The sequence below is a fragment of the Pseudomonas gingeri genome (genome assembly GCF_013386165.1).
Taxonomy (GTDB): Bacteria; Pseudomonadota; Gammaproteobacteria; order Pseudomonadales; family Pseudomonadaceae; genus Aquipseudomonas; species Aquipseudomonas gingeri_C.
In genome coordinates, this window is the sequence record NZ_JACAOS010000002.1 from 17367 (window position 1) to 37667 (window position 20301).

Here is a 20301-nt window from a genome sequence, read left to right on the forward strand (position 1 = left end):
TCTAGGGCCGCGATGTTGCGATTCAGGTTATTCGACCGGTTGTTCTGCGATGGTTCCGGCTTCTTTCAAACCTTTTCGGACCCGGTTGACCAGGGTGAGCAACAGCAACAGCGCCATCAATCCGAACAACCCGTTTATCCATTGGGCATTGATCAGGCCAAAGGCGACGCCGGTGGCGATAACCCCGAGGACGAATGCGCGATCGCTTTTGCCCATGGGACCGTCATAGCGTCGTGAGGCTCCGACCATCGGCCCCAGTACACCGGCGTATTCGCTGAACAGCGCCAGCAGGGTCACCAGCAGCACCGCCAGCAGACTGACCTCGGGCAACAAGGCAAACGGCAGGATCAGCGCGCTGTCGGCGACGATGTCACAGAGTTCATTCAAGTACGCGCCGAGCTTCGATTGCTGGCCGAACTCGCGGGCGAGCATGCCATCGATGGCGTTCAGGGCCATGCGCAGGATCATCCATAACGGGATGATCACGAACACCCAGGCATGCCCGGCGAAGGTCGCGACCATGGCGCCCACCAGCAAGGAGATCACGGCGGCGCTCAGGGTGACCTGATTGGCGCTGGTGCCATTGTCGAAGAGACGCTGGACGACGGGCCGCAGCAGGTTCTGGAAGCGGGGCTTGAGTTGGTAGATCGAAGGCATGATGGCGACGGTCCTTGTCCGGGGGCGGTGAGCGACGGGGCCTGGGGACTCCCGAGGGCAGGAGAGACCGCTGACTGGCAAAGCAGATGGATTATTGTCAGAAATGATTGGGTCTGACATTAGGTTCCGGATAAAAATGTGTGCGGTCCGGCATATTCAGGAAACAAACCGGTGCCCTGATTCACAGGCCATTTTTGGAAATGCATGCCTCCAGTGCCTCGGTCACCAGGGAAATCAAAATGGGGCCTGAGCTTGATTGCATTGCTTTCCCGATTTCGGATTGTCGCTGTATCACTTTACCCGCGTACTTTGATGTCCGACCTTCAGACGCGAGTGATGACAGTTCTTCAGCAGAGAACGACTTTTCATAGGCTGCAGCCAGGTTCTGGTCCCACTTCGGCTGGTACTGCGGGAGAAGCACGTTGATTTCGTTCGAAACGGCAGTGTTGGCCTCGACAGCCCCCAGCTTTGCAACAAGCGTCCCGTAGGTTTGGGTTCGTTTGGCGGCCGACAGTGCAATGGCGGCAAGATCATCGCCCGCATGGGACTGGACAATGAAACTACGGGCTGCTTCGTGAGCTGTTTCAGCAGAGGCGGTATTGGATAGCGCGAGGAGCAATGTGAGGGCGATGCTGAAGCAAAAGGGTTTCGTCATTGTCTGGCTACCTGGAGGATTGCGAATAAGCGCTTCGTCATTCTCCCCTAGACGCTCTCTACAACCAAGCCATCACACCACCATGCCGTGAGCAGGTGCCACGTCGATGCTGGCTGAAACTGTAAGTCTTGTCGCGGCATTTGGCCGTGGCACCTGCCGGTACCTGGTCTGACCGGGTATGGGCGGGGCTGTGTACGGTGTTTCCGTCTTTATTCGTGTAGGAGCCATGTTCGATCAGTTGCGATTCGTCGGGGGTGACAACCTGACGATCCGTATCGGATCTGGCGAAAGCGGGTTGGAAAACCAAACAGGCGGCAAGCGCGAGGCAGGCGAACTTCATAGGCTGACCGATCCTTGGTGTACAGGGGGGATTCACGCGGGTGTGATTACCGTACATTTCTTTCCATTAGGATGGTAGCGCTTTGGAATCAGTCTGGAGGTTTCGTCGATGCGGCGGCGGGGCATTGGCGCCGGTGTTGCTGACGTTACCGTTGGCCTGGTGCGTACAGAGAGCCCTGGACCGCTGAAACCACGGTATTCCCCAGGGGAATGCGCGCATGAAAATCATGCATTTCATTTATGTCGACGAATCTCGTAGCGTGTCTCTACCCAACTATGGATATGGAGATGTGTCGTGAGTGATTCCCGCCTGCAGTTGTACGTTGATGCTCAATTCACCAGCCCTTATGCCATGTCCGATTTTGTCGTGCTGAGGGAAAAAGGCATCGACTTCGAAGTGATTCCGCTCGACCTCGACACCTTGGAAAACCAGGCCGAGGGTTACACCAGCTTGTCGCTGACCCAGCGGGTACCTACCCTTGTGCACGGCGGTTTTGCCTTGTCCGAGTCTTCGGCTATTGCTGAGTATCTGGAAGAAGCCTTCCCGCAGGTGCCGGTTTATCCGCAAGACCGTCAACAACGGGCGAAGGCCCGGCAGATCCAGGCCTGGTTGCGCAGTGACCTGATACCTATCCGGCAGGAGCGTTCCACTGTGGTGGTGTTTTATGGCGTCAAGTCGGGGCCTTTGTCGCCAGTGGCCGAGGCGGCTGCGCGCAAGCTGTTCGCGGCGGCGCAGGCGCTTCTGGTGGATGGTCGTGAGCACTTGTTCGGTCAATGGTCGATTGCCGATACCGACCTGGCGCTGATGCTCAACCGATTGGTCCTCAACGGTGACGACGTGCCGCCTGTGCTGGCGCAGTATGCGCAGCGCCAGTGGCAGCGGCCGGCGGTGCAGGAGTGGGTCGGGTTCCAGCGCCCTGCCTTGTAGTTACAGGATCGGTGCTGATCTTTTCTTGGTGTTTCATCCGGCTTCTCTTTTCGGCCACTCCCAACGCGGAGCTGTCAGAAATCTACACCGGGGCCTAATATGGCGTAAAACGCACCATTTGTACTGTATTGGTGCGTTTTGCGCGCTATCCGATCACGCCATATCAGGGCCGGTCCATGTCCACACCCGATCTCAATCTGCTGGTTACCCTGGATGTGCTGCTGGCCGAAGGCAGCGTGGCACGTGCGGCCCGGCGCCTGCACCTCAGCCCCTCGGCGATGAGCCGGGCGCTGGCGCGTTTGCGGGAAACCACCGGCGATCCCTTGCTGGTTCGGGCCGGGCGCGGCCTGGTGCCCACGCCCCGCGCGTTGGAGTTGCGCGAGCGGGTTGCTCGACTGGTGCAGGATGCCGAAGCTGTGCTGCGACCTGTCGGGCAGTTGGACCTCACGCAACTGGTGCGCACTTTCACGTTGCGGACGCGTGATGGTTTTGTGGAGAACTTCGGTCCTGCGCTGCTGGCCCGGATCGCTGAAGAGGCACCCGGAGTGCGCTTACGCTTTCTGCAGAAACCAGATAAGGACAGCGCGCCACTGCGCGACGGCAGTGTCGATCTGGAAACCGGGGTGGTGGGCAGTAGCCAAGGTCCGGAGTTGCTGACCCAGGCGCTGTTTCGCGATCGTTTTGTGGGTGTGGTGCGCCGCGAGCATCCGCTGAGCGAAGGGGAGATGACTGCGGCCCGCTATGCGGCCTGTCAGCATATCGGCGTTTCGCGACGAGAGCTCGACAGGGGAGCTGTGGATGAGGCGCTGGAGCGGCTTGGGCTTTCTCGTGAGGTGGCTACGTTTGTCGCCGGATTTTCGACCGCGTTGTCACTGGCTCGGTCCACCGATTTGATCGCCACCGTGCCCGAACGTCACACCGGCAACCTGCGTACCCGTATGCACAGCTTTGAACTTCCGTTCTCGCTGCCGATGTTCACGGTGGCGATGCTCTGGCATCCGCGATTGGATGCCGACCCCGCGCATCGCTGGTTGCGCGGGTGCCTTCGGCAAGTCTGCGCGCAACCTGAGTGACTCAGTTCAAGGTGAACTTGATCAGCATGTCGTAGGCCAGCTTGAGTAGGGGAATGGTGATGCAGACGAGCAGGATGCTGAGCTGCCAGCGCAGGATCTTGTTCTGTGAGTCCATTTCCGTAACGGATATCTGGAATTTTGCACCCTGTTCTGTAATGGCGGATCGCAGTTCTGAGCCTTGTATCGTCATGGCTTCTCGCAGTTCTGAGCCCTGTATCGTCATGGCCTCTCGCAGTTCCGCGCCTTGCTTCGTCATAGCCTCTCGCAGTTCCGCACCTTGCTCCTTGATGGAGGCTCGCAGTTCTGCTCCTTGCTCCTTGATGGAAGCTCTTAGTTCTACTCCCTGCGCGCGCAGCTCGATACCCAGTGAGCGAACTTCTGAGCCTAATTCCGTAATAGACGCTTGCAAGTGTGTCTCGGTTCGGAGCAGATCAGACTTTGTCGCGAATTTTTCCATATCCGACTCCCAGGCATTTACAACCGCCTTGGCCTTGTTCGGGGGCACGTTGATGGTCGTCAGTGCGTCGTATAAGTTCATCGATAGCTTCATCGTATCTCCGGCAAAGGACAAGTGACCAGAAGGCACCGCCTGACGGCAGGCTCCCGTCAAACGCGAGGGCTGGGCAGGCGCTGTCAGGGGCAGCGATCCAGATTCAGATAATCGACGCAAAGCTACGGAGTGGAAAGTCGGACATTTCCTATGGAGTAGCAGGACCAGGCCTGGCTTTTTGCGCGCAAATCAACGTGGCTGCCGGGGATGCAGCCAGCCGCTGATCAGCGATTGAGCTTAGTCACGCAGCATGCTGGTGCCGTACTCACGGAAGCTGCTGCCCAGGTTCGAGCCGCCAAAACTTTGGGTGACGGGGTGGCTGTCGTAGTGTTGATTACAGCTTTCCGTATAGCAGGCACTGTTGCTGGTCATCGTGCTTGTGCCGGAGCAGGCGCCCAGCAGCAGGGCGCTCAGTACCAGCGCGGCTTTGACGAGGTTCGGCTTCATGTTTGGTTTTCCCTGGCTGGATACGATGCACGGATAACTCCTCGACTATCTTACGCCGCTTGATTGCCCGTCTGGATGAAACATTTCGCCGGTGGGGTAAAAGGCTGTACAGGGGTGTTTTCTTCAATACCGCTACCTGTGTGCATGGGTACCTTCAGTTCCGACATCCATTCATGCAGAAGGTAGACGATGAGCATCCTTGTTTCCATGGCGGCCTTTGCGCTGGCCTCTTCCATCACTCCGGGCCCGGTCAATATCGTGGCCCTGAGTGCCGGTGCGCAGTTCGGCTGGCGTGCCAGTCTGCGGCATGTGACCGGAGCGACCCTGGGCTTCACCCTGTTGCTGGTGCTGATCGGCCTCGGATTGAATGAACTGCTGCTATTTGTACCGAGCCTGACCCGGGTGATTCAGCTGGCCGGCGTGGCGTTCCTGTTGTACATGGCCTGGAAGCTGGCGCTCGACGATGGCAGCCTCAATGCCAGCCAGCCCGGTAAACAACCGACGATGTCAGTCGGCGCGGTGATGCAATGGCTCAACCCCAAGGCCTGGCTGGCCTGCGTGGCGGGAATGGGGGCATTTGCGGCCAATAGCGAGGCGCGCTTGGTGTGGCAGTTTGCGGCGGTGTACTTCGTGATCTGCTACGGCTCGATTGCCTGCTGGGCGTTTGCCGGGACCTTCTTGCGTCAGTACCTGGACAACCCCAAGGGTATGCGCTTGTTCAACCGACTGATGGCCTTGCTGCTGGTACTCTGCTCGATCTACCTGTTGCTGCCTTGAGGCGAATCAGCCGCGATACTGCCCCGGTGTCGCCGCCAGGTGCTGCTTGAACGCCCGCTGGAAGTGCGCCTGGTCAGCGAAGCCGGCTTCCAGTGCGACGTCGGCAATCAGGCCACCACGGCGCAGCCGATTGCGTGCGTACTGGATGCGCCGGTTGACCAGGAAGGCATGGGGCGTCATTCCGTAGTGTTGCTTGAAGGCCCGAGTCAGGTAGGACGCCGACAACTGCGCCGCCTGGCAGATGTCCTCCAGCTTCAGGGCTTCGGTGCAGTGTTTGTGAATGTAGGCCGCGGCCCGTTCCAGTTTCTGGTTGATCTCCCGGGCTGGCCGTGGCGCCGGGTTCAAGCGGTGTTGCAGCAGGGTGAAGAATTCGATGAGGGAGCACTGCTTTTCCAGGAGCGCGCGCTCGTCGTCTACCAGCGTTTCGTACAGCTGGTTCAAGCCCTCGTAGAGTACCGGGTCGCCGGTATGTGGCGTGGAAAATGCCCGGAAGTCCAGATCCGGACTGAACCCCAGTTCATGTTGCAATGACGTCAGCCAGGCTATTTCCACATAGAACATCCGATAGGCCCATGGCTGGTCTTCGATGGGGTTGCAGGCATGCACCTCGCCGGGGTTCATCAGCACCACGGTGCCGGCAGCGACCCGCCATTGGTTCTGCTCGTTGATATAGGTGCTCTGGCCGTGGGTGATCGCACCGATCGAGAAGTGTTCGTGGGAATGCCGGGAATAGCAGACCTTGCGACCGTCCTGGATCGAGCGGGCCTCGATGAAGGGCAGATGTTCGTCCCGCCAGAAGTAGGGGGCCTTGTCATCGGGGACAGTGCAGGAGGCTTTACTCATGAGCGGGTCCGCTGTGGGAGGATTCGGATGGGGGACGGGTTGGTAGCTTAGCTTGCTCCGACAGATGCCGTAGCGGTCCCGGTTTTTCCAGGGCGTGCCAAGCCTGCGCATGGGAGGCTTCGGTTGCGGTCAGCCAAAGGTCTGCTTGCGCTAGCAAGGGTTCGGACGGCCACGTCAGTATCTCTTTCAAGGCGATATTCACACGAGTGCCCGGGTCGGAGCCATCCTGCTGGTCCCAATCCGCTTCGAATTGACGCCAATGCAGGGTGTCGGCGTCAAAGTCGGTGAACTGCGGCCGATTGCCCAGCCAACCCGGGGCGGTGCGCAAGGTATGAGCCTCGACGTCCAGTAGCAGGAGTTTCCAGGCGCGGCGATTGTAGCTGTCGGCGAAATCGCGGTGTTCGATATACAACCGGGTCAGTGCCAGGTAACGCCCTTTCGGCGACCAGGCCATGGAAGGTGCCAGGTCCGACAGGGCGCAGCCGGAAGCGGTGAGTAGATGCCCGCCCAGGCGAGCGATATGCCCCCGGCCCAGGTCGTCACCATATTCGGTGCGGGTGCCGAACAACCAGGCGGCGTCCTGGCCGGTCGGGGAGGGCTGGATAAACTCGCCTTCGGCGGTGGCGATCTGTGGCTGTTGAACCAGACGCCAGGCAGGTAGGTTTTGCAACTTGTCGGCAGCCAATTGCCACCTGTGCAGTGCGTAGTAGAGCCGTGAGTCTTCGCGGTATCGGCAAAACTCGGCGGCTTGGGACGCCTCGGGAGCGACTTCGGTAAAACGTTGCAACGGCGTGCTGGCGACCTCCCGGGGCAGGCGCCCGACAATCGACGCCACGCTCAGCGTCGCTGCCCTGAAATCCACCAGCCCGGCGATGGGCATCGACGGGCTTTCGATCAGTCGACGTTGCCGGGGATCTGCCACTACCGCGTGGTCGGGCAGCGCTGGATGCAGGGCAAACGGCAGCAGCGCCAGATAGCGGGAACAATCGCTCAGACGATGATCCAGGCACCAGAGGCCGGGCAGGGTCCAGTCGCCGATCTGGCACTGATAGCCCACTGATTCGTCCCGGTCTATCTGCACCTGGCTGAAGCAGGCACGGGTGCCATTTGCCAGTGGCTCCGATTCGACGGTCACGCTGGCCGTGCTGGCATCACTGTCCAGCGGCAGGGCCAGACGGATACGAGGCCTGTTCCATTCGGCGGTCTGCTCGCGGCCCAACGGGTCGTGGCCGACCAGGATCTGCGAGTCGCTATGAATGCTATGCAACTGGTAGCCGAAACGCCCATTGTCAAGTTGCGCCAGCGGCAGGTCGCTCTCCAGCCAGACCTGTTGCTCGTCCAGCGCCAGCGGGTCGCTCCAGTATCCGTTAGGGCTGCGATCGTCACGGCTCCAGGGGCTGCGCAGTGGCCGCCAGCCCCGATCCTGCTGCCAGAGCCAGAGTGGCCGATGGGGCTCTGACGAGTCGAGTGTGCGGGCGCGACAGACCAGGCTGCGGCTGTCAGCGCTCCAGACGATCGATGTCTGGGCGGTGATCAACAAGGGGGAGGGGACACCATCAATGCTGAGTCGGTAGTCGGGATGGCTGATCGACTGGGTCGGCTGGTCCAGCTCCCGCAGGCTGACGGGCAGGGTCAGTTGGCCTTCCAGCAAACGCTGGCCATCGGCGGAACGATATTCGATCCGTTGCCGCGCCAGGGCTTCTTGCCAGTTCCCCGGTTCCAGCCAGAGGTCGCTGACGGGAAGCAGGTCGATGGCCTGGGCGTCTTGCAATAAATCCTCAAGGGTATTCTGGTGGGCGTCGTTGTTCACCAGCGGGCTGTAACGCCCACCCAGGCCTTGTTCATTAAACGTGTCGAGTTCCCAGAACTGGTCGGCCTGGCAGCGATAGAGGCGGCGCAAGGTGCGGTCGAGGATCACCAGGCCCCAGTTTCCGCGTGAGGGTATGGGTGCGGCGAAGTAGCGGGCATCGTTGGAAAAGCGCGCCGAGGCGCCCAGCCCTTCGAGCAGGACGCCGTCGGGAAACAGGTAGTCGCACATCACCGGGCCGCCCATGGCGATTTCGCCGTGGTTGAACACCCTGATCGGTTCGCCTTCGGGGGTCAGTGTCGGCTCCTGGCCGCCCCAGGCACTGGCACCGTTGCCGGGAGGTGTGGGCTTGACCAGGCCCAGACGCCTTTCCCAAATGCTCACGCAAGCCAGTCCGGGGAAAATTGCCAGGCAGGCGGCGGCGATGTCCCAGTAGTCGGGCAGTGCCCGTCCGAGACTGAAGCCCAGGCCGAAGACCGCTGAGATCATCAGTCGGGCAAAGCCCCGCCCACCCTTGGGCCAGCCGAGTTTCACACAGAACCACATCGCCCCGGCGCAGACGAGAACCACGGCCAGGGCGAGAAAGGGCGGCAGGATCGTCACGAAGAAGATCGGCACGAGCAGCACCAGGAGCAGCCACAGCAGTTCGAGCAGCAGGCGGCCGATGTTTTTGTTTTCGCGGGGTGGATTGCGTGCGGCGCTCACGAATGACGTCCTGTACCACGGAGGCGGAGCGTGATTATGCCGGTTTGGGCGCGCGGCGGCACCTGCTGGCTTATGGCGGTGGGTTTGACTCCGCTTGCGGCAGATCGAGCAAGACCGGCGAGGTTACATCGCTGCCGGCGAGGCAGGCGGATGGGCCCAGTTCGGCCATGTGATAGACACGCAGGAACAGACATTCAAGCACGGCAGCGCGTGGCCCGAAGAATCGGGCCACGGTATCAGGGCTTACTTTGCCGCTTGAGCGCGGCTCTTGAGGTTCTTGTCGGTTTTGTAGCGCAGGGCCACGTCGGGTACGCCACCGCTCTTGCCGGTTTCGATCCAGTTGCGGATCCGGCTGGCATCGGCGAAATGGGTGTACTTGCCGAACGCATCGAGAATCACCAGGGCCACTGGGCGACCGCCCATATTGGTGACCAGTACCAGGCAGTGACCGGCCTGGTTGGTGAAGCCGGTCTTGGTGATCTTGATGTCCCAGTTGGCTTTATTGACCAGGTGGTCGGTGTTGTGAAAACCCAGGGTGTAGTTGGGCTTGCGGAACGCCACGGTCTTTTCCTTGGTGGTGCTCAGTTCGCTCAACATCGGATAGTGACGTGCGGCCATCAGCAACTTGCTGAGGTCACGGGCGGTGGAGACGTTATGGACTGACAGGCCGGTGGGTTCCACATAGTGGGTGTTGATCATGCCCAGGGCCCTGGCTTTGGCGTTCATCGCCGCGATAAAGGCCGCATAACCGCCAGGATAGTGGTGGGCGAGGCTGGCCGCCGCACGGTTCTCCGAAGACATCAGGGCGATCAGCATCATTTCCTTGCGCGGCAGCTCGCTGTTGAGCTTGACCCGGGAGAACACCCCTTTCATTTCCGGGGTGTCGGCGATGTTCACCGAGATGTACTGGTCCATCGGCAGCTTGGCGTCCAGCACCACCATGGCGGTCATCAGCTTGGTCACCGAGGCGATCGGCACGATCACGTCCGGGTTGCTGGAGTAGAGGGTCTTGTTGGTTTGCAGATCGACCACCAGGGCGCTGCCGGAGGCGACTTGCAGGTGACTGGTATCGCGAGGGGCAGAGACGGTTTCGCGGGCTTCTACGTTAGGGGTGATGACGGCGCCTGCCAGGACAAAAACCAGGCCGAAAATGGAATGACGAATGTTCACGCGGATGGACTCGCAAAAAAATAATGGGTAAACCGTTGGCAACGGGTCGTTCTGAAAAAAGCGTTACATTTTATGAATATAGTTCAGAAAGTTGCCACATCTCTGTAGATATTGGGCTTAACTGACACAAAATTTACTTTTGCGTCCGGTTTGTACCCATTCTCTCCTCGAGCTTTCCAATCTCGGTCCAATCCATGGTCGAACTCAGCCCGCGTGCACAGGTCGCAAGAGGACCTGAACGCTCTACCCCGGCAGTTGGCAATGAAGGTCGGGGTCATACTGGCCATAAGACATATGTTAGCGTACGGAGGGTGGCAGTTGTAATGGCGCTTATTTAATTGTGTATCCAGCCTGACACGTGGTGGTGCCGGTCTCGCGCACCGATTAGCATCGGCGCTTGCGGCGTAATCGACGCGATCCAATGACTCAGGAGTCCGGCAATGCCGAAGGGTTTGATCAGCAGGGATTACCTGCCCATGGTGATCTGGGCGGGAATGGTGGCGGTGCTGTTGCTGGGCTTTGCTTTTTTTCCGAAATCGGCGGATTGGTATGGCTGGATCCAGGCCGTGGGCCTGGTGGTCGGCCTGATGGTGGCGATCAGTGTGCCGGCGATCCAGCGCAAGCAGGAGTTCCAGGAGCAGCGCAAGCAGCGCCGTGAGCGCGAGGTGGGTTATGCACGGCGACTGCACTATTTCGGCATCGAGTTGCTGGATCTGCTCGGGCGTATCAGCGCCAGCCTGGTCCACTTGCGGGCCACGGACCGGCATCGTTGCCAGCGCACCCTCGAGGATTTCCTGCACCGCCTGTTCGAGTCCCACAAGCACGACCTGAACGACGACCGGATTGTCATCAGCCACGAACTGCGCCAGGTGACCCAGGCCTTGATCGACGAACTGGAAAGTGGTCGTAGCGATCGCGTGGTGATGATCGAGTTGGAAAAACGCCTGCAGAAGCTCACCCACCGTGCCCAGGTCAATGCCACCCAGGCCGAGCGTGGCTGATCGGCGCGCCCCCATAAAAAAGCCCGCAACGAATGCGGGCAAAGGGGTGTGCGGAGCAACGCACGTTTTCGGGAATCTTTGGCGGTCAGGCGTTCAGTGCAGACAGGTTCATGCTTTGCGACGAGGTCTTGGCCGCCAGCAGTGAAGTGAACGGGCCGCTGATGGGCACACCGTCTTGAACCAGGTACCAGCAGGCGAGCAGACCCAGCTCTCTGAGCGAAGCAGGAACGGCGCTGCCGATTACGGACATGATTTGTACCTTGGCCATGAGGACCTCCATCAATCTATGGGGCTACCTTAAGGCCCGGCTCTGGCCGAGGAAAATCATCACGCTCGATAGTGGACATCGACGAGATCGACAGGCTGCAAGCGGGAGGCGGTCAGTCGACGACCTGATCCAGCATCTTCAGCACTTCCTGCTCATTCAGCAGCCCCTTGCGGACCAGGTTTTCGGCCAGCAAGGAGAGAAATTTGGCTGTGCGATGGCTTTCGAGCTGCTTGAGCTCGGTGAGGGCGCTGTAGACCTTGCTGGAAGTGCAGAGGCCGGCAGTGCGGTGCGGGTTTTGTGTAGGCATGACTCGTCCTTGTTCTTATCAGTCAGCCCGATCTTGCTGATCGGGCATGGCATAAATATGACAGTCGTATTAACGCCCATCCTGGGCGACGACAGGTCACATCATGCCTTTTATTGCCGGTGAGGGATTGTCTTGCCTGCGACCTTTGATAGCGTAATTCAGACATCGCAAAAAAAAGCCCCACTCTTGCGAGCAGGGCCTGGTTGTTCTGTCTGTCGCTTACCAGCGTGGGCCGCCGTAGTAATGCGGGTGACCGTAGTAGACCGGGCGACCGTAGTAGCCACCTTGAACATAGACCGGGGCCGGCTGGACATAGACCGGCTGCTGGACATAAACCGGAGGCGGCTGCTGTACATAGACAGGGGCCGGTTGCACATACACGGGCTGTTGCACGTAAGCCGGGCGGCTGTTTGACACTACCGAACCGACGATGGCTCCGCCGATCACGCCACCCAACAAGGCAGGACCGACCCAGTTGCCGCCGTGGGCAGAGGCCTGGCCTGCGACAGCGAGTGCACCAATGAGCAAGGCTATCTTGGGGATTGTACGAATCATGATTATTCCTCGGGTTCCAAACCCCAGCGCTTGTTGTCTGCAATAGACTCAAGGACTGTCGTGGGGATACTTCTATGACAACGACTTTCTGAAAAATTGCGAAGCCGTTGAGTAAATTTTGTGTAAGGTTCTTGGCGCGGCTTCTTTGACAGGTCATCCGAGGCCGGTGCCAGAGCCTTGCAGCAGGTCGCTATGATCGACGAAAGCCGGGTAAATGCCTAATCCCATTTGTCCGAAAACCCCCTTCAGGAGATGAAACATGCAAATGAACCCCAACAAAGACACCCAATTGTGCATGTCGTTGTCGGGGCGCCCCGGGAATTTCGGTTTGCGTTTCCACAATCATCTTTACGAACAACTCGGGCTGAATTTCTACTACAAGGCCTTCAGTAGCCAGGACCTGCCCGGCGCCGTCGGTGGGATTCGGGCCTTGGGTATTCGTGGTTGCGGGGTGTCGATGCCATTCAAGGAGGCGTGCATCGCCTTGGTCGATGAGTTGGATGCGTCCGCCGCGGCGATTCAGTCCATCAACACCATCGTCAACACCGCTGGCTATCTGAAAGCCTATAACACCGACTACATCGCCATTGCCCAGTTGCTCGAAACCCATGCGGTGCCCAAGGACATCAGCTTCGCCCTGCGCGGCAGCGGCGGCATGGCCAAGGCCGTGGCATCGGCCTTGCGTGATGGCGGTTACAGCAATGGCGTGATCGTGGCTCGTAACGAAGTGGCGGGCAAGGCACTGGCTCAGGGTTGCGGTTATGAATGGCAGGCGGAGTTGGGGGCGTTGCGCCCGCAGATGCTGGTCAATGTGACGCCGATCGGTATGAGCGGTGGCCCGGAAGCGGATCAACTGGCCTTCGACACGGCGGCGGTGGATGCGGCTGACACGCTGTTTGATGTAGTCGCGGTGCCTTCGGAAACCCCGCTGATTCTGCGCGGCAGGGCCCAGGGCAAGCGTGTGATCACCGGGCTCGAGGTGATCGCCATCCAGGCCCTGGAACAGTTCGTGCTGTACACCGGTGTGCGGCCGGATGACGAACAGTTCCAGAAAGCGGTGGCGTTTGCGCGCAGCTAAACCGGATTATTCGAGTCGCGCCAGACGCTCTTCAAGCGCGGCGATCCGCGCTTCCAGTTCTTCGATGCGCTCCACGGACACCGCGCCAGCCACACTGCGCTCCGATCCTTGCTGACGGGCCGCAAGGATCGTCTCGATATCCGCCGGATCGCCCAGGGCGTGGGTGTAGCGGTCTTCCCGCTGCCCGGCCTGGCGTGGAATCAGCAGGGCCAGGCCGCGGGCAATCAGGCGCTCGAGTTGGTGCACGACCTGCTCGCTGTCTTCGAAGTCATGCATCCGGCCGCTGCGGGTCAGCAGTTCGTTGACGGTCTGCGGGCCGCGCAGGAACAGCAGGCCGATCAGCACCACCTGGGCCGGCACCAGTTCCAGGGCCTTTTCGACCCGATGTTCCCAGCGGTCGGCACGGCTGCCCATCACCAGACGGGTGAAGCCGCGGCCTTCCAGGGCGCGCAGGCTCTGGCCGACCTGGCCCTGGCTGAGGTTCGTCACCGGTTCGCGGCTGGTCTTCTGGTTGCAGGCCAGGACCAGGGCGTTGAGGGTCAGGGGATAGGTTTCCGGGCTGGTGGCCTGTTTTTCGATCAGGGAGCCCAGGATGCGGATTTCCGTGCTGTTCAATTGTGGTTGATCGACGGAAGTCTCTTGTTCGCTGCCCATTGTGCGTTTCCCTGTGCGTTGAAAGGTCGTAAGCGTAGGGCCTTCACCCGTAAAAAGACAAGCCGCGATGGGCTTTACCCTGGCTATAATCGCTCGGCTTCACTCCTGCCATTTTTACTGCGAGATCCTCATGACCATTTCCCTGTACGCAGCTTCCATTCCGGTTTTCAAACAAATGCTCAACGCCCTGAGCGACGTTCTGAACAAGGCCGAAGCCCATGCGGTAGCGAAGAACATCGAGCCGAGCGTTTTCGTACAAGCCCGTCTGGCTCCTGACATGTTTGCACTGAACCGTCAGGTGCAGATCGCCGTCGACTTCGCCAAGGGCGTTTCTTCGCGTCTGGCCGAGATCGAAGTGCCGTCCTACCCGGACAGCGAAACCACCTTCGCCGAACTGCAGGCGCTGATCAGCAAGGTATTGGCGCATCTGGACAGCATCACCCCGGCCCAGATCGACGGCAAGGAAGGCATCGAGATCGTGACCCGTCCAGGCACCCCGAAAGAGAAGCGCTTCAGTGGCCAGGCTTACCTGCTGAGCTACGGCCTGCCGCAGTTCTTCTTCCACGTGACCACTGCCTACGCGATCCTGCGTCACAACGGCGTGGAAATCGGCAAGCGTGACTACATGGGCGCGTTCTGATTTCGTACAGGCTGATCCGGTATCTGACTGACCGGTGAGACCTTGTGGCAAGCGGGCCTGCCCGCTTGTCACACACCTTCTGTTATAGTGGTCACTTCCCCTCTGTTCTCATCTCTTATTCAGCGGGCCCTCGGGCTATCGCTGGCGTTGTCGTTTCTGGAGTGATTCATGTTGTTGCCCATTCTGCTGTTGTCAGCCGCCGGATTTACCGTGCTGACGACGGAATTCGTGATTGTCGGCCTGTTGCCTTCTATTTCCCGCGACCTTGACATCAGCATTCCCCAGGCGGGCCTGCTGGTGACCTTGTTCGCCTTTACCGTCGCCGCGTTCGGGCCTTTTCTGACCGCGTATTTTTCGCGTTTCGAGCGCCGGCGCCTGTTCATCACCATCCTGGTGATGTTCGGTCTGGCCAATACCCTGGCGGCGCTGGCGCCGAATATCGGCGTCATGGCCATTGCCCGTTTGCTGCCGGCATTGGGGTTGCCCGTGTTCTGGGCCCTGGCCAGTGAAACAGCAGTGGATATCGTCGGCCCCGACTACGCCGGGCGTGCGATCGAAAAAATCGGTTTCGGGATCGTTTGTGCGACGGTGTTCGGCATTCCCGTCGGTACGCTGATCTCCGATGCCTGGGGCTGGCGCAGTGCTTTTGCGATCCTGGCGGTGGTGGCCCTGGTCAAGGCCTTGTTGCTCTGGCGTTATCTGCCCGCCACGCGCTTGCACCTGGAGCAAGTGTCCTTGCGCTCGCAGTTCGGCATCCTGCGTCGTCCGCTGATGATCGGCCATGTATTGCTGTCGATCCTGGTGTTCTGCGGCATGTTCACGGCCTACACCTATCTGGCGGATATCCTCGAACGCCTGGCCGGTTTCAACGGCACGGTGGTTGGCTGGTGCCTGATGGGCTTCGGCGCGGTGGGGTTGATCGGCAATTCCCTGGGCGGGCGCATGGTCGATCGCCATCCACTGATCGCTTCGATGGTGTTCTGTGCCTTTATGATCGGCGGAATGGTGGCGCTGGTGCCGAGCATTCACTCCACCCTGGGCCTTGCCGCCGCCATGGGTGTCTGGGGCGTGACCCAGGCGGCCCTGTTCCTGGTCAGCCATGTGCGTTTGATGAAGGTCGCGCCCCATGCGCCGGCTTTCGCCGCATCGCTGAACATCGCCGGCGCCAACCTGGGCATCGGCTTGGGGGCGCTGGTGGGCGGTCGGGTGATCGATAACCTGGGCCTGGGCAGCCTGGGTTTTGCCGCCGCCGGTTTTATCCTGCTGTCGATCCTGCTGGCGCTGGCACTGATGAGCGCCAAATCGCGGACGGTCAGCGCCTAGTCTTCCAGCGTGGTGAACAGCTCGCGTCGAGCGCCCTCGGTAATGGCAACAATGCCGGGGTGCTTGACTTTGCGCTCCACCGAGATCGCGTAGAACGACTCGCTCACCGCATCGGTCTGGCCGATCAGCTCGACACTGTACTGCCGGCAGACTTCCTCGGCGATCACGCTTGGGGCGATGAAAATCCCGCTGCCGGATTGGCCGAATGCCTGCATCAAGGCACTGTCGTCGAACTCACCGACAATCTTCGGGTGTAGTTGTTGTTCGGCGAACCAGCGCAGGAGTCGGCTGCGGACCACGCTTTCCTGCCCGGGAATCAGCAGCGGGGCGCCGTGCAGGCAGCGCGGAAAATCATCGGTATGGCGCGCGGCCAGTGATGCCGTGGCAAAAAAGCTGATCCCGCATTCTCCCAGCTTCTGGCTATAACCCTTGATGTCCAGATGGCTGGGCATGGGGCTGTCGGAAATCACCAGGTCCAGGCGCTGGATCGCCAGGTCGGCGAGCAGGCGTTCGAGCTTGTCTTCGCGGCAGGTGATACGGATCGGCTCATCCAGCTCCATGGTCGGCGCGATCAGGCGGTAGACGATGGATTTGGGCACCACGTCCGCGACCCCGACCCGCAGCAGTCGCTGCTGCTCGTTCGGCTGGGTGCGCAGCATGGCTTCCAGTTCATTGCCCAGTTGGAACATCTGCTCGGCATAGGGCAGGGTCCGGCGACCGGCCTCGGTCAGTTCCAGCTGTCGTCCGACCTTGCGGAACAGTTCCACGCCAAAAGTCTGTTCCAGCAGGCTGATCTGGCCGCTGATGGTTTGCGGCGTCAGGTTCAACTGCTCGCAGGCCCTGACGATACTGCCGGTCCTGGCCACAACCCAGAAATAGTGAAGCTGGCGATAGTTGAGCATCAGGCGCTATTCAGTTCGTAAAAACCGAAGTATAGCGCTTAAAAATACGAATTTTACTGAAGTGTTCGTGTCTTTAGAATGCTGCGCTATCGGTGGGCCAGGACGTGGCCGCCTTACCTCGGAATCAGGACTGAACCATGGAATACCTGTTGCAGCTCGCTGTCAGCCCCACCGCCTGGATTGCCCTGGCGACGCTGATCGTCATGGAAATCGTGCTGGGTATCGATAACCTGATCTTCATCTCGATCCTGACCAACAAGTTGCCGGCGCAGTTTCGCACCAAGGCGCGGCGCATCGGTATCGGCATGGCGCTGATCCTGCGCCTGGGTTTGTTGGGCACCATCGCCTACATCGTCAAGCTCACCGCACCGGTGGTCGAGGTGTTCGGCCAGGCGTTCTCCTGGAAGGACATGATCCTGATTGCCGGCGGCCTGTTCCTGGTGTGGAAGGCCACCACCGAGATCCACCACAGCATGGACCCCGAGGCCAAGGCGACTGAAGACAGTACGGCCGGTATCTCCCTGGGCTTCGCGGCGGCGATCGGTCAGATCCTGATGCTCGACATGGTCTTTTCCATCGACAGCATCATCACCGCCGTGGGCATGACCGAGCATCTGCCGATCATGGTGATCGCGGTGGTGGTGGCGGTGCTGGTGATGCTGTTGGCGTCCGAACCCCTGGCGAAGTTCATCAACGACAACCCGACGGTGGTGATGCTGGCCCTGGGCTTCCTGATCATGATCGGCATGACCCTGATCGCCGAAGGCTTTGGCGCCCATGTCCCCAAGGGTTATGTCTACGCGGCCATGACCTTCTCCGCGGTGATCGAAGGCTTGAACATGCTGGCCCGCCGTGCCCGGCATAAGCGTCAGGTTGCAGAAGGCTGATACTCGCCGCAATGAAAAAGGCCGCCTGGATTCAGGCGGCCTTTCTCGTTAAAAAACCGTCAGTGAACAGTGGCGGCGCGGGCTTGGGAGGGGGCGGCCGCTTTGGGGTGTGCCGGCAGGGTGGGGTGGTGATGGCGGCGGGAAATTCTCAGGACGCCCCATAACATGGCTGCTGCCACGGTCACCCAGCCGAACACCAACAGTGCAATTATCGCTACAAGGCTCATCAGTGCCTCCTTCGCCCGTTCGGGCTCACTCACTTCGTCTTTCCTGCCACTCCAGTCTAGACGTTGCTGTGTTTCAGTCCATTGACCAAAGGTCGTGTGGGGTCAGTCATTTCGCTCTATTGCGTCAGGCAATCTGCAACGAAAGGCTATACCCTCGCCCATGTGCGACCTATGATCAGCGGGCCTGCCAGGTGTTGAGCGGCCTGGCGATTGACCAAGAGAGTGAAGATGTTCAAGGGATCAACAGGTTTGCGAACAGTACCGGGGCGGCGCTTGTGGCTGGTGGGTGCAATGTTGCTGGGGTTGGGCGGCTGCGCCGGCGGCGTTGCGCCAGGCCTCCAGCGTTTGCCGGAGCGGGTTGAACTCAACGCAGTGCCATTCTTCCGTGGCGAGGCCTATCAAGGTGGCACCATGGCCCTGGCCACCATGTTGTCGCAGCAGAGTGTCAGCGTGACACCGGGATTGCTGGAGAAACCGCTGAAATTGCCGGGGGCCGAGGACGGTCTTGAGCGCAATATGCAGGTTCTTGCACGCGAATACGGGATGGTGGTGTATCCGCTGGACCCCGAGTTGTCGGCGCTGCTGACCCAGGTTGCCGCCGGGTATCCGGTGCTGGTGCGCTTCAACGAGGGTCGGTTCTGGTCGACCCCGCACTATGGGGTGCTGGTGGGCTACAACCGGACCAAGCAGACGGTATTGCTGCGCTCGGGCATGAGCCCGCGGATGCCGATGAAGTTCAGCGCCTTTGCTTCCGCCTGGAAGGATGCCGGCAGTTGGGCGGTGCTGATTCAGGCACCGACGCAATTGCCGGCCCAGGTCGATCGGCAGCGCTGGTTGAAAGCCGCCAACGACCTGGCCCAGGCCGGCCAGGAGCAGGCGGCGGCCCAGGCCACCAAGGCGTTGGCCGGGCACTGATGGCAAGAGCTGCATCAGGCTGTGGGATTTAAATCCCCAGCTTGTCCCGCAGCGTGTAATACCAGGCTCCCAGGGCGGTGAACGGCGTGCGCAGTAACTGGCCGCCGGGGAAAGGGTAGTGCGGCAGGTCGGCAAACGCGTCGAAGCGCTCGGCCTGGCCGCGCAGGGCCTCGGCCAGGACCTTGCCCGCCAGGTGGGTGTAGGTCACGCCATGGCCGCTGCAGCCTTGGGAGTAGTAGATATTGTCCCCCAGGCGACCGACCTGTGGCAGGCGCGATAGCGTCAGCAGGAAGTTACCGGTCCAGGCGTAGTCGATTTTCACATCCTTGAGTTGCGGGAAGGCCTTGAGCATCTTTGGCCGGATAATCGCCTCGATATTGGCCGGGTCTCGAGCGCCATAGACCACGCCACCGCCGAAGATCAGGCGCTTGTCGCCGGAAAGGCGGTAGTAGTCCAGCAGGTAGTTGCAGTCCTCGACGCAGTAGTCCTGGGGCAGCAGTGATTTCGCCAGCGCGTCACCGAGGGGCTCGGTGGTGATCACCTGGGTGCCGCAGGGCATCGACTTGGCGGACAGTTCCGGCACCAGGTTGCCCAGGTAGGCGTTGCCGGCGACGATAATGAACTTGGCCCTGACCTTGCCCTGGGGTGTATGCACCACGGGATTGGCGCCGCGTTCGATGCGCACCGCTGGCGATTGTTCGTAGATCGTCCCGCCCAGCGACTCGACGGCGGCCGCTTCGCCCAGCGCCAGGTTCAAGGGATGAATATGGCCGCCGCTCATATCGAGCATGCCACCCAGATACTGGTCGCAGCCGACCACGTCACGAATGCGTCGCTCGTCCAGCAGTTCCAGTTGGGTATGGCCGTAGCGTTCCCAGAGCTTCTTCTGGGATTCGAGATGGCCCATCTGCTTCTGGGTAATGGCGGCGAATACGCCACCGTCCTTCAGGTCGCACTGGATGTTGTACTTGGCCACTCGCTCACGAATGATCCGGCCGCCTTCGAAGGCCATCTGCCCGAGCAGTTGAGCCTGTTTGGGCCCCACGCTGCGTTCGATGACATCGATATCGCGGCTGTAGCTGTTGACGATCTGCCCGCCGTTACGGCCCGAGGCGCCGAAACCAACCTTGGCGGCCTCCAGTACCGTGACCCGGAAACCGTTCTCCAGCAGGAACAATGCACTGGAAAGTCCGGTGTAGCCGGCACCGATCACGCACACATCGGTCTCGACCTCATCCTGCAGGGCAGGGCGTTGAGGAACCGGATTCGCCGAAGCGGCGTAATAGGACTGGGGGTAGGGCGTGTTCGCCATCCTGCAACCTCTGTTTTATATTTTTTACGAGTGGCCTGATCCTACCTCAGATGAAATACCCCCGCCAGCCGCCTGGGGAAAAAGCCGGTTTGCCGGGGATTTAATAAAAAATACGCATATTCAAGGGGTTAGAGAAATAAAGGGGTTGACACTCTTGAGGAAATCGGCAAAATGTCGCCCCACAGCAGGCACGTAGCTCAGTTGGTTAGAGCACCACCTTGACATGGTGGGGGTCGTTGGTTCGAGTCCAATCGCGCCTACCAAATAAAATCCGCTCTGCT

The 20301-nt window shown here is 60.3% G+C and carries 25 protein-coding genes and 1 tRNA gene; 10 read left to right on the plus strand and 16 right to left on the minus strand.

What is annotated here, in order from left to right:
- Nucleotides 1-27 precede the first annotated feature (27 nt).
- From HX866_RS03720 to HX866_RS03730, 3 genes are all read right to left on the minus strand, one after another.
- Nucleotides 28-657 (minus strand): CDP-alcohol phosphatidyltransferase family protein, encoded by a 630-nt coding sequence (locus tag HX866_RS03720; RefSeq protein ID WP_177138095.1) that lies wholly within the window; start codon nt 655-657, stop codon nt 28-30.
- Nucleotides 658-838: 181 nt separating this feature from the next.
- Nucleotides 839-1312, minus strand: a complete 474-nt coding sequence (locus tag HX866_RS03725; protein ID WP_177094163.1) for a hypothetical protein — start codon at nt 1310-1312, stop codon at nt 839-841.
- Nucleotides 1313-1370: 58 nt separating this feature from the next.
- Nucleotides 1371-1652, minus strand: a complete 282-nt coding sequence (locus HX866_RS03730) for a DUF3761 domain-containing protein (protein WP_177094165.1) — start codon at nt 1650-1652, stop codon at nt 1371-1373.
- A 294-nt stretch (nt 1653-1946) separates the two neighbouring features.
- On the opposite strand from HX866_RS03730, the gene yfcF reads away from it, so the two are divergent.
- The gene (yfcF, locus tag HX866_RS03735; RefSeq protein WP_177125229.1) at nt 1947-2579 is read left to right on the plus strand and encodes a glutathione transferase; all 633 of its coding nucleotides are present in this window, start codon (nt 1947-1949) and stop codon (nt 2577-2579) included.
- 176 nt (nt 2580-2755) lie between these two features.
- Nucleotides 2756-3652 (plus strand): LysR family transcriptional regulator, encoded by an 897-nt coding sequence (locus HX866_RS03740; RefSeq protein WP_177094169.1) that lies wholly within the window; start codon nt 2756-2758, stop codon nt 3650-3652.
- A gap of 1 nt (nt 3653) precedes the next feature.
- Here HX866_RS03740 and HX866_RS03745 read toward each other — a convergent pair whose 3' ends face one another.
- The 3 genes from HX866_RS03745 to HX866_RS03755 form a co-directional block, all read right to left on the minus strand.
- Entirely contained in the window at nt 3654-4202 is a 549-nt protein-coding gene (locus HX866_RS03745; RefSeq protein WP_177138096.1) for a DUF1640 domain-containing protein, read from the minus strand.
- A gap of 237 nt (nt 4203-4439) precedes the next feature.
- On the minus strand, nt 4440-4649 hold the full coding sequence (locus tag HX866_RS03750) for a hypothetical protein (protein WP_177094172.1): 210 nt from the start codon (nt 4647-4649) through the stop codon (nt 4440-4442).
- A gap of 50 nt (nt 4650-4699) precedes the next feature.
- Entirely contained in the window at nt 4700-4846 is a 147-nt protein-coding gene (locus HX866_RS03755; RefSeq protein WP_177094173.1) for a hypothetical protein, read from the minus strand.
- On the opposite strand from HX866_RS03755, the gene HX866_RS03760 reads away from it, so the two are divergent.
- On the plus strand, nt 4839-5426 hold the full coding sequence (locus tag HX866_RS03760) for a LysE family translocator (protein ID WP_177094174.1): 588 nt from the start codon (nt 4839-4841) through the stop codon (nt 5424-5426). The two genes, HX866_RS03755 and HX866_RS03760, sit on opposite strands and share 8 nt — an antisense overlap.
- A 6-nt stretch (nt 5427-5432) precedes the next feature.
- Here the strand turns inward: HX866_RS03760 and HX866_RS03765 are convergent, their stop codons facing one another.
- The 3 genes from HX866_RS03765 to pbpG form a co-directional block, all read right to left on the minus strand.
- On the minus strand, nt 5433-6269 hold the full coding sequence (locus HX866_RS03765; RefSeq protein ID WP_177104916.1) for an AraC family transcriptional regulator: 837 nt from the start codon (nt 6267-6269) through the stop codon (nt 5433-5435).
- The gene (locus tag HX866_RS03770) at nt 6262-8781 is read right to left on the minus strand and encodes a hypothetical protein (protein WP_371319215.1); all 2520 of its coding nucleotides are present in this window, start codon (nt 8779-8781) and stop codon (nt 6262-6264) included. The genes HX866_RS03765 and HX866_RS03770 overlap by 8 nt, the downstream gene beginning before the upstream one ends.
- 243 nt (nt 8782-9024) lie before the next feature.
- Nucleotides 9025-9951, minus strand: a complete 927-nt coding sequence (pbpG, locus tag HX866_RS03775; RefSeq protein ID WP_177094176.1) for a D-alanyl-D-alanine endopeptidase — start codon at nt 9949-9951, stop codon at nt 9025-9027.
- 440 nt (nt 9952-10391) lie between these two features.
- Here pbpG and HX866_RS03780 point away from each other — a divergent pair, with 440 nt between their 5' ends.
- Nucleotides 10392-10952: a hypothetical protein gene (locus tag HX866_RS03780; protein ID WP_177094177.1), complete on the plus strand. Its 561-nt coding sequence runs from the start codon at nt 10392-10394 to the stop codon at nt 10950-10952.
- A gap of 85 nt (nt 10953-11037) precedes the next feature.
- Here HX866_RS03780 and HX866_RS03785 read toward each other — a convergent pair whose 3' ends face one another.
- From HX866_RS03785 to HX866_RS03795, 3 genes are all read right to left on the minus strand, one after another.
- Complete coding sequence (locus HX866_RS03785; protein WP_177094178.1) at nt 11038-11220, minus strand: hypothetical protein; 183 nt, start codon at nt 11218-11220, stop codon at nt 11038-11040.
- 112 nt (nt 11221-11332) lie between these two features.
- The gene (locus HX866_RS03790) at nt 11333-11527 is read right to left on the minus strand and encodes a hypothetical protein (RefSeq protein WP_177094180.1); all 195 of its coding nucleotides are present in this window, start codon (nt 11525-11527) and stop codon (nt 11333-11335) included.
- Between the two features lie 219 nt (nt 11528-11746).
- The gene (locus HX866_RS03795) at nt 11747-12082 is read right to left on the minus strand and encodes a hypothetical protein (RefSeq protein ID WP_177094183.1); all 336 of its coding nucleotides are present in this window, start codon (nt 12080-12082) and stop codon (nt 11747-11749) included.
- A 259-nt stretch (nt 12083-12341) separates the two neighbouring features.
- Here HX866_RS03795 and HX866_RS03800 point away from each other — a divergent pair, with 259 nt between their 5' ends.
- A complete protein-coding gene (locus HX866_RS03800) occupies nt 12342-13160 on the plus strand; it encodes a shikimate 5-dehydrogenase (protein WP_177094185.1) in 819 nt (272 codons plus the stop codon).
- Nucleotides 13161-13166: 6 nt separating this feature from the next.
- Here HX866_RS03800 and HX866_RS03805 read toward each other — a convergent pair whose 3' ends face one another.
- Nucleotides 13167-13814 (minus strand): YceH family protein, encoded by a 648-nt coding sequence (locus HX866_RS03805; protein WP_177094187.1) that lies wholly within the window; start codon nt 13812-13814, stop codon nt 13167-13169.
- A 130-nt stretch (nt 13815-13944) separates the two neighbouring features.
- Between HX866_RS03805 and HX866_RS03810 the strand changes: the two genes are divergently transcribed.
- A complete protein-coding gene (locus HX866_RS03810) occupies nt 13945-14454 on the plus strand; it encodes a DUF1993 domain-containing protein (RefSeq protein WP_177094189.1) in 510 nt (169 codons plus the stop codon).
- Between the two features lie 168 nt (nt 14455-14622).
- Nucleotides 14623-15777 carry an MFS transporter gene (locus tag HX866_RS03815; protein ID WP_177104917.1) on the plus strand — a complete coding sequence of 385 codons (1155 nt, stop codon included), beginning with the start codon at nt 14623-14625 and terminating at the stop codon, nt 15775-15777.
- On the opposite strand, the gene nhaR is transcribed toward HX866_RS03815, so the two are convergent.
- Nucleotides 15774-16679: a transcriptional activator NhaR gene (nhaR, locus tag HX866_RS03820; RefSeq protein WP_177125233.1), complete on the minus strand. Its 906-nt coding sequence runs from the start codon at nt 16677-16679 to the stop codon at nt 15774-15776. The genes HX866_RS03815 and nhaR overlap by 4 nt on opposite strands.
- Before the next feature lie 137 nt (nt 16680-16816).
- Here nhaR and HX866_RS03825 point away from each other — a divergent pair, with 137 nt between their 5' ends.
- The gene (locus tag HX866_RS03825; protein WP_177138097.1) at nt 16817-17566 is read left to right on the plus strand and encodes a TerC family protein; all 750 of its coding nucleotides are present in this window, start codon (nt 16817-16819) and stop codon (nt 17564-17566) included.
- 59 nt (nt 17567-17625) lie between these two features.
- On the opposite strand, the gene HX866_RS03830 is transcribed toward HX866_RS03825, so the two are convergent.
- Complete coding sequence (locus HX866_RS03830) at nt 17626-17826, minus strand: hypothetical protein (RefSeq protein ID WP_177138083.1); 201 nt, start codon at nt 17824-17826, stop codon at nt 17626-17628.
- Between the two features lie 258 nt (nt 17827-18084).
- On the opposite strand from HX866_RS03830, the gene HX866_RS03835 reads away from it, so the two are divergent.
- Nucleotides 18085-18708 (plus strand): PA2778 family cysteine peptidase, encoded by a 624-nt coding sequence (locus HX866_RS03835; protein WP_371318777.1) that lies wholly within the window; start codon nt 18085-18087, stop codon nt 18706-18708.
- 28 nt (nt 18709-18736) lie between these two features.
- On the opposite strand, the gene HX866_RS03840 is transcribed toward HX866_RS03835, so the two are convergent.
- On the minus strand, nt 18737-20020 hold the full coding sequence (locus HX866_RS03840) for an NAD(P)/FAD-dependent oxidoreductase (RefSeq protein ID WP_177094201.1): 1284 nt from the start codon (nt 20018-20020) through the stop codon (nt 18737-18739).
- A gap of 186 nt (nt 20021-20206) precedes the next feature.
- On the opposite strand from HX866_RS03840, the gene HX866_RS03845 reads away from it, so the two are divergent.
- A tRNA-Val gene (locus HX866_RS03845) sits at nt 20207-20283 on the plus strand.
- The last annotated feature ends 18 nt before the right edge of the window (nt 20284-20301 follow it).